We start from the raw sequence: 15,249 nt of genomic DNA, 5'->3' as shown, positions 1-15,249 counted from the left end.
TACTATCAAAATATTTTCTTAACCTTTGATTGAAGCACTTCAAAAGTGACCTAAAAAATTTTATTTTAACGTTTTATTTTTTATCAAAACATAGGATTTTGGCTTAAAAAAACTTTTACCCTATTGAGAATGTGCGGAAAAATTACTCGATTCATTATTTATTTACCCGCAGCGCACCCAAATTCCCTATCATTTATTACGCTTTTATCAATATTTGTTTTTCTAAATCAGTATTATTTCACTTCAACTTTAATTTTAGCGGATAATTGCTTTGCTAAATTTGTTACATAAGTCGTAAAATAAGCCGAATCTTTAAAACCGGGATCAGCGCTTAGCTCCCAGCCAGCAATTGGATAATAGTTTACTTCTTGATTATTTTTGACTTTCATTTTTATCAAATAAGAATCAGTCAGCTGACCGGTTTTTGGAGCTTCTATATATCCTTTATAATCTTTTTTCGGAATAATTACGGCTGTACCTAAAATCCACTGACGTTCATACGTTAATTTATCGTGCTGAATAAAACATACGAAATCGCCAGAATCGATTACCTGCAATGGATTTTGATTGTTAATATTTGAAAGTGTAATAAGGAGTGTATCATCATTCTTTAAACCATTTACCGAAACCGTATTTTTATAACCATACATTCCCGGCCATATAGAAGCGGTTTCGTTTGCCTGATATTTATTTCCCGATACCAGCCAGTTTTCATATTCATAATGTAAAACAGAATTGACCGGACCTTCGCTTACAATTTTAAAAGTTGTTTTTTCGATATTATTTATGGTATCATTAGCCAAAATTCCCAACCTGTTTATTTTATTGTCTGCCGTTAGTAATGCAAAACCGCCTAATCCAGCAGAACTTCCAACAGGAAATATATCTCTTCCCCACTCGTGCATTACATGATAATTATCTTCTACAGCGCCATTACTATTTATACCGACATCCTCTGGTGTGATTCCAGGTATTTTTTTCCCGAAAACATCTTTACAATTTCTTCCATCAAGATAATGCCTAAAGCCAACTTTATCATTTTCCCAGCTTGGTCCATCAGTTTGGTATTTTTGATAGCCTAATTTTTTATGAACCTGATTCGCTAACAGTATTTCCTGCGTATCAGGATGCACAGGAAGATTTTTACCTTCTCTTTTTCCAAAACGTACACTGGTCCTAATTGTAAATTTAGGCTCTTTATCTGACCAGCTTAATACCGCGGTTTTAGTTTCATTTGGAGCAAAATCAGTTACTAAAAAAAGTTCGTCCCATTTTCCATCTCCGTCCAGATCGTTAACCTGAGCAGGAATTGTGTCTTTTTTATTGATTAAAATGGGATATTTACCTGAATCATTTTTTAAAGAAAGCTGATTTCGTTTGATAGAAACCGATTTCTGAGATAATTCAATTGCAGAACTATTTTTTAAAACAATAGTATTTCCATTTGATTTTTTCTGTGCATAGCAGCCTGCAAAGGTAAATATAGAGATTGCAAGAGGAACATAATGTCTAATTTTACTTTTCATTATTCTATTATTTTCATTTTAAGTTCAATTTACTGATTTAATCGAAACGGAAAAACTCTGGCAGGAAATTTTGTTAGAAAACAAAAAAAACGGATAATACTATTATCCGTTTTCTAACTAATCAATTAAATCAAATCATAAAAAATAAAGCCTTTTGAAAATCATCATCTGGCATTTCTTTATTTTTAAAATTCAAAAAGTTCATATCCGGAAACTTCGTTGCCGAATCTGTTTTTTTCTTAAAGTATAATTTTAAATCTTTAAAAACTTCCGCTCTAGTTTTTGATGCATCGATTAAATTAAAATTCTTGATTTCATCAAATATCGAAAGCTTAACTTGTAATTGTTTGTCAAAGAGACATAATAAAAAATTACGTCCTTTATAATCTAATTTCAGAAAATCAATTAATTCCGATTTATCATACACCACAAATATTGAATGATCAAATTCTTTTGCTTTTTCTTCATCTTTCAACAAAAAAGAATCTTCTGAAAATTCAAATTCATTTTTAAATTTTCTTTTAAACATTTTCAGAAAAACGCCTTTATTGTCGAGCTATAAGCTCAGTATTAAAAACCATTAAACTGTTTTCATAACCACTGCTTCCATTGATAACTGTAGTTTTATCCGTTGAATTTTTCAACTTTACTCTTGGAATTAAAATACCTCTATCCTCAGCAAAAACTTCTAATTGCGAAGATGGATTCGGATCCAACTTCCCTACTCCAACCTGTGAGTAGGCAGAATAAGCACCTAAAACTAAAAATAAAGGAAGTAATCTATTCTTCATAATATTTATTATTAATTATTTAGTTATTTTTAAGAATAAACAAATCTCGTTTTCAACAAAATCAAGCCATACATTCTAATTGTAAATCAATGTATTAAAGCTCTTTTTAAAACAACTTACTTATCCTTAACTTCACAGTGCAAAGTTCTTGCGGTTATCTTATTTTTTTTGCCCTAAAAAGTTTTTAAACTAATAACTTAAGACATTATTTTAAAAAATGATTTTGATGAAATTATTAGTGCAACCGTTTAATAATTGATAATAATTACCATTTAAAACATCTGTATACGTACAAATTATGGGGTTTAGAGGTGTTATCCAGAGAAATTTGGATCTTTTATTTAAGACTGGAAAGAATTAAAATACGAACCAGCTAATAAATTATTTAAAAAATATCTTATGTGCAGTTGAATTTTATAAAATAAAAAAGAGAGAACTAAGTTCTCTCTTTTCAGTTTCAAAAAAATTTGATGGAATTTGAAAAACCAGTAATAAAGCCCCGAACATTATTACTATAAAGATTCATTGACAAAAATCGTATATATAAAACACCAAGACATCCCCTAAAAGTTATTAAAGTATTACAATAAGACATAAAAACTTATATTCTGATTATATGTCAAAAAAAAAGAGAGAACAATTGTTCTCTCTTTTACTAATAAACCTAAATCTTTATCAAGAAAACGAAAAGACCATTTTAAAATCAATTAAATAGTCAAATCAAAATTTCTTCTGCAAAGATCTTATTTGTATTACTACGATAGTGCCTCTAAAAGTTTTAAAAATTGTATTTTAAGACTAAAATCTTATGTTTTTTCTTAATTTATCTAAGGAAGAATCATTCAGGCTCTTCAATTGGTTGATTACAATTTGTGCAATTTCTGTTGCTCCTTTTAAAGAAAGATGTGTATCATCGGCTTTGTCTTTATCGTAATACGGATTTTCTCCAGCCTTAAAGTGTAAATGCAATTCTTTCGATTTATCTGGACCATAAGATTGTTCCAGTTGTTCTGTATAATATTCTAAATCAATAAAAGGTACTTTATATTCTTGTGCTACTAAACGGGTTTCTAATGGATAATCGCCATGTGTGGGAATCAAAACTCCTTTTTCATTGAAATTTCGTCTGGCAATAGAAGTCAGCAAAATAGGAATTGCGCCTTTTTCTCTACTTTCATTTACAAAACGAATTAAATTGTATCGGTATGCTGTATGCGGATTAGTATAACGGCTAGGGTCTTCGATTTTTTCATCGTTATGTCCGAATTCAATAAAAACATAATCTCCTTTTTTTAGTTTTTTATAAATAGAATCCCAACGGTTTTCGTTTATAAAGCTTTTGGTACTTCTTCCATTTACAGCTTTATTTACAACCACTATATTATCTGTAAAGAATGGTTGTAAAACTTGTGCCCATCCATGTTCTGGATTCTTTTCAGGATCTTTTTTATTCGCCATTGTTGAATCGCCAATACAATACAAAGTTGTTTTTTGTGCAAAACAGTTTAATGCCAGCAGGGTGAAAAGTAAAATGTATTTTTTCATTATTGTCCTATTTTAAACTTTTAAACATTGTTAATTCTTAGAAACCGCTGTAGGAACTCCTGCCCTTTTACCGATAAAAACATCTGTCATTAATACATTATCCGCATTTTCATTTGACAGGGCATTTTTAGCTTCCTTGATTTCAATATTTTTTAAAGTAATGTTTTTGATTTTTTTATCTGGAAATCCTTGAATTACAATTCCCGATTCAGAGGCTTTGTTACAGCTTATAGATGCAAAATGTATATTCGAAATGTCCGATTGGTATCCGTTTCCTTCTCCGTGATAATTGGCTGTAATGTATAAGCAATCTTCAACCTCATCCAATTTAATATTTCTAACAAAGACATTCTTGATATAACCGCCTCGGTCTGCATTAGTTTTTAGGTAAATTCCTCTTTTCAAATAACCATTTGTTTTACAGTTTTCAACAAAAACGTTCTGCACGCCTGCCGACATTTCGCTGCCAATCACAACTCCATGCAGTCCTTTGAAATTGCAGTTTCTAATAATAATATTTTCACTTGGAGTAGCAGTATTGGCTCTTCCTTCATGATCTCTTCCTGCTTTTATGGCTACATTATCATCTCCGTTATCGAAATTTACGTTTTCGATTAAAACATCTTTTGCATACTCTGGATCGATTCCGTCATTATTATGATTAAGAGATTTATAACTTATACCTTTAATTGTAATGCTTTGAGATTTTAAAAGATGCAGACACCAGAATGGCGAATTTTCAATCCGGACGCCTTCAACTACTATATTTTTACAATTAAAAAACTGAATCATTTGTGGACGCAGGAAATAACCTTCCCCAAACTTTCTGTCTTTTAAAGGTACATTGTTATGATTCATATCTCGGCTACGATTTTTTCCCTCAGTTTCTTTTGCTTTAAAACTTTTCCAAATGTTTCCTCCTGCTCCATCAATTGTTCCTTCTCCAGTAATGGCAATATTAGTGCAGTCATAAGCATAAATCAAGGGACTGTAATTGTAAAGCATGGTCCCTTCCCAACTTGTTAAAACCATTGGAAGATAATCTTTAGGGTTGTCACTAAATTTAATTCTAGCTCCTTTTTCAAGTTTTAGTTTTACATTGCTCACAAAATGAATAGGACCGTTTATTTTGTAAATTCCTTTAGGAACAATGATCGTTCCGCCGTTATTCTTTTTGCACAAAGCCATTGCTTTATCAAAAATGGCTTTGTTATTACTAACAGAATCTCCCTTTGCTCCCAGTTTACTGATATTGATTTGATAAGAAGGAAAAACGGGCAATTGAATTCGCTTTACAATTGAATCTACTTTCGATACTGGAAATTCTGAATTTTGTGCAAAAGCAGTACAAGAAATCATCCATAGAAAAAGAAAAAACTTTGTATTCATAATCTAGTTTATTTTGAATACCAATTAGGTATTGTGTCTTTTAAAATAGTTTCTGCAGTATATTTTTCAGCTTCGGATTTCTTTAACTGGTGTGACCATGATACTCTTTTTGTAGGTTGAAATCCTTCTCCACTGCAATTGTATTCAGCGTAAAAAGCATTCTTTTCAGCTTCTGGTTTTGACCAATTTTCCCAGCCTTCCAGTTTTATTTGTTTTCCTATTTCACAGTTTAGAAATACTGTTTTAGCATAAATACGCCAAGGTCTTCCTAAATATACTGCATTTGCTGATGGATCTGCTGTTAGTTTACAGTTCTTAAAAACAAATCCAAATTCTGTTCCCTGCGGTGTTGAAGCTGCGGTTATGTATGAACTTTTAATACTGTGAATTTCGCAATTTTCGAATAACGCTGTTGCTCCTCCAAAAATAAAATCGGTTGTACCTTCAATATAACAGTCTTTGAAATATTGTTTGGCATTTTGTCCTGACAGATATAAAGTATCTTGGTTTCCTAACAAGTTACAATTCACAACTTTTACACGATTGGCTGTAACTGATAAAGCAATCCCCTGTCCGCGATCGCCCGAAGCATTTTTAATGGTCAGGTTAGAGACTGTGACATCATTTGCTTCTACCAAAAGGGTATAAGTATAAAATGTGCTGTTTCTGCCTAAACTGATTTTAGAGAAATTATCGTCAAAAGTGATGATTGTTTTTTCTTTGCTTTCGCCTAATAAAATAACATTCGTATTCCATTCTGGGATTCGGACTTTTTCGTTGTAAGTTCCGTTTTTCACATATATGGTTACTTTTTCATACGGAAAAGCTGGAGAAGCATATATGGCATCCTGAATTTTTGTAAAATCTCCCGAACCGTCTTGTGCAACAGTAATATAATCGACAGCCTTTTTATCACTTTCTGATACTTTTGTACCATTTTTTACGGCCCAAGCTGGATATTTTTTCAATACATCCAACGGATCATCTGTATACCAAGCGTAGCCATTTCGACGTTCGCTTCCTATATCATTTAAAGATTTTTTCTTAACTCCGTCACGATCTGAAAAAAAAGGTTCGTTGGTGTCGAGTTCCATAAACCTTGCCCAAACCGGAGATCCATTTTGTACTGTAATGATCCTTTTGTCGACGGTTTTCCCTTTATCATTTAGAATGGGTTCTTCTTTAATATTGGTAATTTTAGTTTTTTCAAACCAAGCATAGGCACTTTTTACTGCCGTTATAATTTCGGGTGATGGTTTTTCGATTGACATTAAAAGCATCACAATTCCTGCGGATTCTTTTCCGCTAAGCGAAGGAAGTTCGTATGCACGTGCTTTTGCAGGCAGCAATGTAACCTCATCGTGTTGAGCACACCAACCTGTTAAAACTCCATTTTGTTTGTATTGTGTTTTTAAAATACAGTCGATTCCTTTATCAAAGGCCGTTTTGGTTTTTGCTACAATTTCTTTTGATGGTTTGATGCTATAAAAATCCGTTTCTTCACTGATTTCTTTCAATACATTCAAAATGCGAGTCATCGAATCATCATTATAAGTAATATGGGTATAATAGCCTTTTTTAAGCGGATAAAACTGCGGCCATCCTCCATTTGGATATTGTGCTTCTAAAAGATAACTCAATCCTTTTAAAAAAGAATCTTTGTAACGTTCGTCTTTTACTTGAGCATACATTCTGGACATGAATAACATTTCCTGAGTAGTAGCGCCATTGTCTGTCGTGGTTTCTGCTGCGGTTTTCTTTTCTGCTAGAAGTTTATTTTTTTGCGAAGCAGAAAGTTCATCCTGCATGGGAATGTTTTTAGGCCATCCTCCAATATCTCTTTGATATAAAAGTACATTTTCAGCTATCTTTTTAGCTTCATCTGAAGCAAACCAAGATGCATCGTTTTTACGAATAATATCTGACCATCTTTTATAGGTGTTTTGAGCCTGAAGTACAGTACTCGAAAACACTATCACAATTAAGGCTGCTTTTTTTAATAGAATCATTTTTAATGTTTTTTTGGAAGTTAGGTTAGAGGTTATGAGTTATGAGTTATGAGTTATGAGTTTGGATTAAATGTTTTCATCATAATATTATTCAATCCTCAACATTGATAACTTTTAATTTTTAATTTTTAACTCATAATTCATAACTCATAACTTTTACCTATTTCGTCACTCTAAACCAATCAACTGCTACATTTCCGGAGTCATTGGTTACTTTTTCGCTTAAAGCGAAAAGTCCCATTTTGGCGCCGATCCATTTTCCTTCAACCGAAGTAAAATCATTTCCAATTGGCTGATAATTTTTATCGTCTAAACTATAAAAGAAACTGCAGATTCCTCCTTTTTTTACTTTTACCCTCAAGTAAATAGTAGTATTTGAAATCAAAATCGGTTTTGTTTCTGTCTCTGAAACGGTTTTATTGAAAGTTCCTGTTTTCTGGTTTAAGTATAATTTTCCGTTGTCATTTTTCAGAAACAAATAACTATAATCTAATCCCATGATTATTAAACCTGTACTTTCTCCATTTAGTCGCGTATTGAAAGTCAATTTAGTCGTAACGGTAAATTCCTCAGCTGGAAATTTCTGCAAGAGCAGGTTCGGAGCTTCAAAGATTTTTTTACTGTCGGAAATCGTATTTACACAAAATAAATTCAGATATCCCATACTTGTTGGAAATCCCCAATTAATCTGCGAATTGGCTTGCCATTGCCATTGAAGTCCAAGCTTTGATTCGTTAAATTCATCTGACGTTGCCGGATTTTCAATTGGGTATTTTTTACCAACATTCGGTTTTTTGAATGTGGTAACAGGTTCTCCAATTCCATTTTTGTCAAAATCCTGTCCCATTACCGGCCAATCTTTTTCCCATTTCATTGGTTGTAAATGCACAATTCTTCCGTACGCACCTTTATCCTGAAAATGAATAAACCAATCTTCTCCAGTTTGTGTTTGTACCCAAGCTCCTTGGTGCGGACCGTTTATTTTGGTTGACCCCTGTTCTAATACTTTTTTCTTTTCGTAAGGACCAAATACATTTTTTGATCTTAAAATAGTTTGCCAGCCTGTTGAAACGCCGCCAGCAGGAGCAAAAATGTAATAGTAGTTATTTCGTTTGTAGAATTTAGGTCCTTCAATAGTGCCTTCGCCATCATGTCCGTCAATAACCATAACTTCATCATTGTTGGCAATTGTTCCTTCGGGATTCATCGTGCAGACAACTAATAAACTTTTAATCTGCGCACGGCTTCCGGCAAAGGCATGTGCGAGATATGCTTTTCCATCATCATCCCAAAGCGGACTTGGATCGATTAATCCCGTTCCGGATTTCACTAATAAAGGTTCTGACCACGGTCCTTCGGCTTTTTGGGATTTAATCATATAAATTCCAAAATCAGGATCGGGATAATAAATATAATATTCATTGTTATGAAAAGTAATGCTTGGTGCCCAAACACCATTTCCGTGCTGTACTTTGTTGTACGTTTCAAAAGGAGGCTGTTTTGGCAGCGCATAACTTATAATTTTCCAGTTTACCAAGTCTTTAGAATGCAAAATTGGTAATCCGGGAATACAGTTAAAAGAAGATGCTGTCATATAAAAATCGTCACCAACCCTAACCACATCAGGATCTGAATAATCGGCGTGAATGATAGGATTTGTATAAGTTCCGTCTCCATTATCAGGTGTCCAGACTTGTGCGGTATTTTTCTGTACTGAGAAAATGGAAAGGAGAAAAAGGATGATTTTTATATTTTTCATTTTAAAAGTATTTGGATTTTAGTGAAGCCTGACAAGTTTTAAGAGTCAGGATTTCACTCCATAAAATCTTATCTGTTCAATTCTAAAGCGGCTAAAATAAAAGGTCCCGTTGCTTTAGGATCGTTGTCTTTTTTTCTTTCGTTTACGTAATATTCGTAAGAACCGTCACGATATGGATTTCCTCCTAAACCTGCCACCTGACAGCAGTTTGTTAGAGTAATACCGCCATCTTCATCAACTTTTTTGATTAAAATTTTAGTCAATCCATCAAAAGCTTTGTTGGCTAGTTTTTTATATTTAGAAGGCAGATATCCTTTATTTGCTCCTTTTGCAAAAGCATAAGCAAACATGGCCGATCCTGAAGCTTCTAAATAGTTGTCTTTTCCACCTGCTTTATCTGTTACCTGATACCATAATCCAGTTTTGTCCTGATATTTAGCTAATGCGGCAGAAGCATTGTTTAAGTATTTAATCAGTTTAGGTCTTTTGGGGTGCTCTTTTGGAAAATAATCTAAAACATCAACCAATGCCATCACATACCAGCCTAATGCTCTTGACCAAAAGTTTGGAGAGTTTCCTGTTTCTTTATTGGCCCAAGGCATTTCTTTGCTTTCATCCCAGCCATGATACAATAATCCTGTTTTGGGATCTGTAGCGTGAAGCTGAATTAATTCAAACTGTTTGGCGATATCATCAAAGCTTTTTCCATTTTCGAATGTCAGTGTGTATTGGGCGTAGAATGGTTCTCCCATATATAAACCGTCTAACCACATTTGGTTTGGATAAATTTGTTTGTGCCAGAATCCTCCGCTTGCTGTACGTGGTTGTTCTGCTAACTGCTTGCGAACTAACTGCATTGCTTTTAAATATTTATCATCTTTCGTTTCGGCATAAATATCAAATAACAAACGTCCCGGTACTACTAAGTCGATGTTGTATTTATCGAATTCGTATGTTTTAATCGATCCGTCAGCCTGCACCAATTCATCTACATAACCTCTTATGTAGGCTTTGTATCTTGGATCTGGATTTTTCTTGTATAATTCCTCAATTGAATGTAAAACCAAGGCATGAACATAATCCCATTTTGGCTTTTTAGCATCATCCAGCATGTAACTTTCTGGATGGCGTTTCATTAAAGTCAAAGCCATTTTATCTGACCATTTCATGTCTTTAGAAATCACGATTCCCTTTTTTGCCGGTTCCTGCGAGATTGCTTTACATCCTGATAAAGCCAGCGCGCACACTAATAAAACCGACATAAAACTTTGTTTCCTTCTACTTTTCATTTCAAAATATATTTAAATTCTACTATTTTTTTAATTCTATGGCACTTAATAAAAAGGCTGCTAATGCGGGAGAACTGTTATCTTTCGTTTTGCTTTTGGCATAATATTCATTTGTACCATCTCGGAAAGGTTTTCCACCTAAACCAACATTTGATGAAACATTTGAAATGGTAATTTCATTATTTTCATTCGTTTTCACAAATTCTTTAATAAAGGCATCAAAAGATTTTTGTGCTGTTTTTTTATAAGATGATGGCAGATATCCTTTGTTTACTCCTTTTGCCAATCCATAGATTATCATTGCTGATCCTGAGGACTCTAGAAAATTTCCCTGTAGTTCTGGTTTATCAGTAACCTGATACCATAATCCCGAAGAACTTTGGGCTTTAACTGCATTCTGTGCAATTTCATTCAAAAATCCTATTAGTTCTTTTTGTTTGGGATGATTCTTTGGAAAATAATCCAATGTTTCCACCAATGCCATCATGTACCAGCCAATTCCTCTACTCCAGATTGTTGGCGATGTTCCTGTTTCACGATTTGCCCAGCCAATTTCTTTTGACTCATCCCAAGCATGATACAGTAAACCTGTTTTGGAATCCTTTAAATGATCGTGTGCTAATTCAAATTGTTTGGCAATATCATCTAAACTTTTTCCATTTTCATACGTAACTGTGTATTGCGTATAAAAAGGTTCTGCCATGTACAAACCATCAATCCACATTTGATTGGGATAAATTTGTTTGTGCCAAAAACCACCGCTTGGCGTTCTCGGCTGACTTGCAATCTGTTTTCTTAATTGCTCAATTACGGTCTGATAACGTTTGTCTTTTGTTATTTCATACAAATTGAACAGCAGTTTCCCAGGATTTACATAATCGATATTGTATTCGTTGATATCGTATTTTAGTATGTTTCCGTTACTGTCGATCAATTCATCTGCATATTCTTTAATGTAATTGAGGTATTTTTTGTCTTTGGTTTGCTGATATAATTTCTCAAAAGCAGACAAAGTCAAACTCATTTTATAATCCCATTTGGGTTTCTCAGTTCCGTCAATCTGCCACGCTTTTGGATATTTGTTTAAAATAGTTAAAGCGGTTTTCTCCGACCATTTTGCATGAGCAGGAATTGCATTTTTTTCTGCATTATCTTTATTTTGCGCCAATGACAAACTACTGATAAACAAAAACAAACCAAGAGCTGTTTTGGAAAAATTGATTTTTATGAAAACAGATTTTAAAAACATTACATTTTGCCTTTTTTGTTCAAAATTTCTAATTGAGCATCCAGATATTTCACGAATTCTTCTTGCGATTTAATTCCATTTTTCTCTTGTTCCCACGCTCCTAATAAATAAAAAGAACTTGCTTTTGTACTAGGTTTGAAAACTAAAAGATAATCCAAATCAGTGTCGGCGATACTTTCGATTGCATTTACTTCATAGAAAATAGCCATTCCTAATTTGTCTGGAACTAAAGACTGTACGCCGTAAGTTGCTAAATAAGCCCATTTTTTGTTTTTGCTTTCTTTTTTAAGCAGTTCAGTATTTTTTTGTTTTACCATCCCCGTACAGATTCCCTTAATTTCTTTTGAAGCTTGAATAGTATGTTTTGTGTAAAGCTGATTTGGCTTAATAGTCAATATCGATGTAAAATCAATTTTGTCAGAAGCAGTTTTCCATCCATAGTAATTCACTTTTACAATAGATTCGTTTGTTTTATTGGCAACTGTAGCAATAGTTGAATCTACTTCGCGGAAATGCAGTTTCTCATTGTTTAAATAACGATCAATTGAACCAATTCCAATTCCTTTTCCAGCTTTTAAAATATCGGCTCCCCAATCACTCATTTCATGGTAGGAATCAAAACCATCTTGTCCTACTATAGGAAGAATGTTTTCTGATGTTTTTTTACCAAAAATATCAATCGCATTTCTCCAATCTAAATACAAGCGGTAACCAATTCTGTTATTTTCCCAGCCCGGACCTTCATAACGAATATCAAAAGAATGATCCGTATGTTCCGGTGCTAATTTTAAGCGGTCTACATTTTTAAAAACGGTTCCGCCTTTGTATTTTCTTCCTTCCCAATGTCCATCTGTTTTTGCCGAAATTTCAGCGTATGTTTTTGCGGTTTTAATATCGTATTTCTGAGCATTTATAGAGGTTAAACCTGCTAAAAATAAGGCTGCAACTGTAATTTTTGTTTTCATTTTTATGGTAATTATTTGAATATCTTGTTTAAAAAATTGACTGTAAAATCAACCGTTTGACTAAACCAAGGCTGAAAAAACCAGAAAGAATGAGGTGAATTTTCCAATGTATGAACCTCACTGTAAATTTTATGCTGATTTAAAATTGCAATCATATCGTCTCTTCCTGCATGAAATCTCGGAATACTGCTGTTGATGAATAATGTTGGCGGTGTATTGCCGTCAGTATTATTTAAAGCCGAAGCATTTTTCCAGTTTTCAGTACTTTCTTCATAAGAACCTCCTAACCAGAATGCTGCCATTTCTCCTTCTGAAGATTCGGGATGTCTGAAAGCCAAAACGCCGTCTACATTAATAATCGCATTTACTTTTGAAGAAGAACTACTTTTATAAGAAGGATTTTCAAAATTGGATTTTCCGTTTGTAGTACCAATCAAAGCTGCCATTTGACCTCCCGAAGAACAGCCTAAAACCGCAATTTTGTCTGGATCTACTTTGAATTTCTTTGCATTATCTTTTATAAACTTAATAGCATTCTTAACATCGTAAACTCCATACGGATATTTTGCTTCAAGCGATAATCGGTATTCGATTGTGAAACATGAAAAACCTTTTCCCGCAATTTCTTGTGCCATTGCATTCATTTGGTCTTTGTTTCCTGATCTCCAGCCTCCGCCATGAATCATAACCACAACAGGATTTTTCTTTTTTGCATTGTTTACAAATGCATCGAGATGTAAGGTTCTTTGTTTTTCTTCGAAATACGGAACATTTAATATTTGTTCAACATTTTTATTTTCAGTAATAACAGGAATCGTTATAAACGGATACTTTTTGATCAATTTCGTATATGTGCTTTTCACAGTATATGAAGTGTCTACACGGTAAGTTACCTGTGCTTGTAAAACACTGGTGAGCAATACTAAAATCAATACTATTTTTCGCATTAAATTCAATTTAGTTTTTAGTTAAGAAAGGAGTTCGGCTTTTTGCCAAACTCCTTCTTTCTGCTTCAAAAAAACAATTTCTCAAAATTTAATCAAATTACTAATAACCTGGATTTTGAGGAAAATCTTTGTTTTGGTTTAAATCCAATGCCGTTTGTGGTATTGGTCTTAATATTTTCAACTGACCGCCAACTCCAACAAAATTGGCTGCCTTAATTTTATAATTGTGTGCCGAAGCTCTTGCTACAAGTGTTCCGGTACGTTTTAAATCAAACCATCTTTTGTATTCTCCTAATAATTCTCTTCCTCTTTCATCTAAAATATAATCAATGTTGAACTCACTTGCTGTTGCATTTACTACTCCGGCTCTTCTTCTTACTTCATTTAAACGATCAAGTCCAGTTGATGGCTGTCCTGCTTTTAAATACGCTTCAGCTGCGATTAAATACGTTTCTCCTAGTCTTGAAATGATAATGTCTCTTGTGCTTACGGGACCTGTGCTTGATGGCGTTGTAGGATCTGGATCGTCAAATTTCTTAACTGGAATTGTATAACAGTCTAAGTTTTGAATTAACGAATGAGCTGCAGAATATTCTCCCCAAGGATGATACACAAAAGTTGATGATAATCTTGAAGCATTTGCAGTCATCCAAGCTGCTTTATCTGCTGGCGTAAACCATTTTGGCTCATAAAAATGTCTCACTTTTAACGAAGCAGGATTTGTGCTTCTGTAATACGGATAGTATAAAACATTTTTAGTAACTCCGTTTGTGGTTTCAGGACCTTCTAGGATTTCTGTCATAAAAGTGGCATCCCATCTTTTATCTCCTTTTTCATATAAGCCTAAAGCATAATCGGTTGGACATAAATTGTAACTTCTTAAAGGCGCTCCTGTTTCGGCTCCTCCTAAATAAGAACTAAAATAGTAAAATTGGTTATTCCCTAACTTTGTTGGATCTGTACTTGTGGAAGCTTTATCATACTGAACTGAGAAAATCGTTTCTGCATTTAAATCATTTCCAGGTTTGAATAATTGGTCAAAAGCAAGATTTAATCCTTGTCCGCCAATTGCAGCATCTGCGTAAGCGGCTGCTTTTGCAAAATCATCGGCTTTGCCAAATGTTTCATAACCACGTGTTAAATATACTTTTGCCAGTAAATCATTTACTGCTCTTTTGTTTACTTTTCCAGAAGTATTGTAAGCTGTCGTTCCCACATTTGCTAAAGCAAAATCCAAATCTGCAATAATTTGCGTATACACTTCTTCGGCTGTATTTCTGGTGAATGATAAAACTGGGCTTGTAATATTTTCGTTTACAATGGGCACACCACCGTATGTTTGAACTAATAGAAAATAGGCATTTGCTCTTAAAAATCTTGCCTCTCCTACCAATGTGTTCAAATTAGCTGTTTGCTCAGTAATTGCTGAATAATAAACGGTTTTATTGACTGATTGAATCAGCTGATAGCACGAATTGTATAAGTCTTCGACATTTGTTGAAGATGGAATTAAAAGGGTATACTGACTCAAACCTGCAGGTTCTGGAGTTCTTCCTTCGGCATACATATCGGTTCCCGCTTCAAAAAGCCATGGATTTCCTCCATAAATTCCTTTTAACCAAGCATAGTTTGTATTGACAAGCAATTGAAAACCTGATGCTGTTTTGTAAGTTCCATCTGCAGGAACGTTTGATAAACTTTCCTCTTCAATGTAATTGCTGCAAGAACTTAAAGTTCCCACAATGATTCCTAATACTATAATGAACTTTTTCATTTTATA

The 15,249-nt window shown here is 33.7% G+C and carries 12 protein-coding genes; all 12 read right to left on the bottom strand.

Annotation, left to right across the window (positions count from 1 at the left end; genetic code table 11):
* Positions 1-233: 233 nt before the first annotated feature.
* A complete protein-coding gene (locus J0383_RS20430; RefSeq protein WP_207295796.1) occupies positions 234-1,526 on the bottom strand; it encodes a DUF4861 domain-containing protein in 1,293 nt (430 codons plus the stop codon).
* Between the two features lie 130 nt (positions 1,527-1,656).
* Complete coding sequence (locus J0383_RS20425; protein ID WP_207295795.1) at positions 1,657-2,001, bottom strand: hypothetical protein; 345 nt, start codon at positions 1,999-2,001, stop codon at positions 1,657-1,659.
* Between the two features lie 70 nt (positions 2,002-2,071).
* Positions 2,072-2,317, bottom strand: coding sequence for a hypothetical protein (locus J0383_RS20420; protein ID WP_207295794.1), 246 nt, complete (start codon positions 2,315-2,317; stop codon positions 2,072-2,074).
* A gap of 798 nt (positions 2,318-3,115) precedes the next feature.
* Positions 3,116-3,862 carry a rhamnogalacturonan acetylesterase gene (locus tag J0383_RS20415; protein WP_207295793.1) on the bottom strand — a complete coding sequence of 249 codons (747 nt, stop codon included), beginning with the start codon at positions 3,860-3,862 and terminating at the stop codon, positions 3,116-3,118.
* Between the two features lie 30 nt (positions 3,863-3,892).
* Positions 3,893-5,251: a glycoside hydrolase family 28 protein gene (locus J0383_RS20410; RefSeq protein WP_207295792.1), complete on the bottom strand. Its 1,359-nt coding sequence runs from the start codon at positions 5,249-5,251 to the stop codon at positions 3,893-3,895.
* Positions 5,252-5,259: 8 nt separating this feature from the next.
* On the bottom strand, positions 5,260-7,260 hold the full coding sequence (pelA, locus tag J0383_RS20405; RefSeq protein ID WP_207295791.1) for a pectate lyase: 2,001 nt from the start codon (positions 7,258-7,260) through the stop codon (positions 5,260-5,262).
* Between the two features lie 160 nt (positions 7,261-7,420).
* Complete coding sequence (locus J0383_RS20400; protein WP_207295790.1) at positions 7,421-9,019, bottom strand: glycoside hydrolase family 43 protein; 1,599 nt, start codon at positions 9,017-9,019, stop codon at positions 7,421-7,423.
* A 68-nt stretch (positions 9,020-9,087) separates the two neighbouring features.
* A complete protein-coding gene (locus tag J0383_RS20395; RefSeq protein WP_207295789.1) occupies positions 9,088-10,308 on the bottom strand; it encodes a glycoside hydrolase family 88/105 protein in 1,221 nt (406 codons plus the stop codon).
* Positions 10,309-10,330: 22 nt separating this feature from the next.
* A complete protein-coding gene (locus J0383_RS20390; RefSeq protein WP_207295788.1) occupies positions 10,331-11,557 on the bottom strand; it encodes a glycoside hydrolase family 88/105 protein in 1,227 nt (408 codons plus the stop codon).
* Positions 11,557-12,522 (bottom strand): DUF4861 family protein, encoded by a 966-nt coding sequence (locus tag J0383_RS20385; protein ID WP_207295787.1) that lies wholly within the window; start codon positions 12,520-12,522, stop codon positions 11,557-11,559. Before J0383_RS20385 ends, J0383_RS20390 begins: the two co-directional genes overlap by 1 nt.
* Positions 12,523-12,533: 11 nt before the next feature.
* The gene (locus J0383_RS20380; protein ID WP_207295786.1) at positions 12,534-13,469 is read right to left on the bottom strand and encodes an alpha/beta hydrolase; all 936 of its coding nucleotides are present in this window, start codon (positions 13,467-13,469) and stop codon (positions 12,534-12,536) included.
* 100 nt (positions 13,470-13,569) lie between these two features.
* Positions 13,570-15,243, bottom strand: a complete 1,674-nt coding sequence (locus J0383_RS20375) for a RagB/SusD family nutrient uptake outer membrane protein (protein WP_207295785.1) — start codon at positions 15,241-15,243, stop codon at positions 13,570-13,572.
* Positions 15,244-15,249 lie beyond the last annotated feature (6 nt).

This window comes from Flavobacterium endoglycinae, assembly GCF_017352115.1.
Taxonomy (GTDB): domain Bacteria; phylum Bacteroidota; class Bacteroidia; order Flavobacteriales; family Flavobacteriaceae; genus Flavobacterium; species Flavobacterium endoglycinae.
The sequence above is the reverse complement of the archived record's forward strand: the minus strand, read 5'-3'. Positions and strand labels throughout refer to the sequence as shown.

Bases quoted from the DNA above. Each gene is read 5' to 3' on its own strand.
- J0383_RS20415 (WP_207295793.1), bottom strand. From the start codon at position 3,862: ATGAAAAAATACATTTTACTTTTCACCCTGCTGGCATTAAACTGTTTT.
- J0383_RS20380 (WP_207295786.1), bottom strand. From the start codon at position 13,469: ATGCGAAAAATAGTATTGATTTTAGTATTGCTCACCAGTGTTTTACAA.
- J0383_RS20430 (WP_207295796.1), bottom strand. From the start codon at position 1,526: ATGAAAAGTAAAATTAGACATTATGTTCCTCTTGCAATCTCTATATTT.
- J0383_RS20390 (WP_207295788.1), bottom strand. From the start codon at position 11,557: ATGTTTTTAAAATCTGTTTTCATAAAAATCAATTTTTCCAAAACAGCT.
- J0383_RS20385 (WP_207295787.1), bottom strand. From the start codon at position 12,522: ATGAAAACAAAAATTACAGTTGCAGCCTTATTTTTAGCAGGTTTAACC.
- J0383_RS20410 (WP_207295792.1), bottom strand. From the start codon at position 5,251: ATGAATACAAAGTTTTTTCTTTTTCTATGGATGATTTCTTGTACTGCT.
- J0383_RS20420 (WP_207295794.1), bottom strand. From the start codon at position 2,317: ATGAAGAATAGATTACTTCCTTTATTTTTAGTTTTAGGTGCTTATTCT.
- J0383_RS20395 (WP_207295789.1), bottom strand. From the start codon at position 10,308: ATGAAAAGTAGAAGGAAACAAAGTTTTATGTCGGTTTTATTAGTGTGC.
- J0383_RS20375 (WP_207295785.1), bottom strand. From the start codon at position 15,243: ATGAAAAAGTTCATTATAGTATTAGGAATCATTGTGGGAACTTTAAGT.
- pelA (WP_207295791.1), bottom strand. From the start codon at position 7,260: ATGATTCTATTAAAAAAAGCAGCCTTAATTGTGATAGTGTTTTCGAGT.
- J0383_RS20400 (WP_207295790.1), bottom strand. From the start codon at position 9,019: ATGAAAAATATAAAAATCATCCTTTTTCTCCTTTCCATTTTCTCAGTA.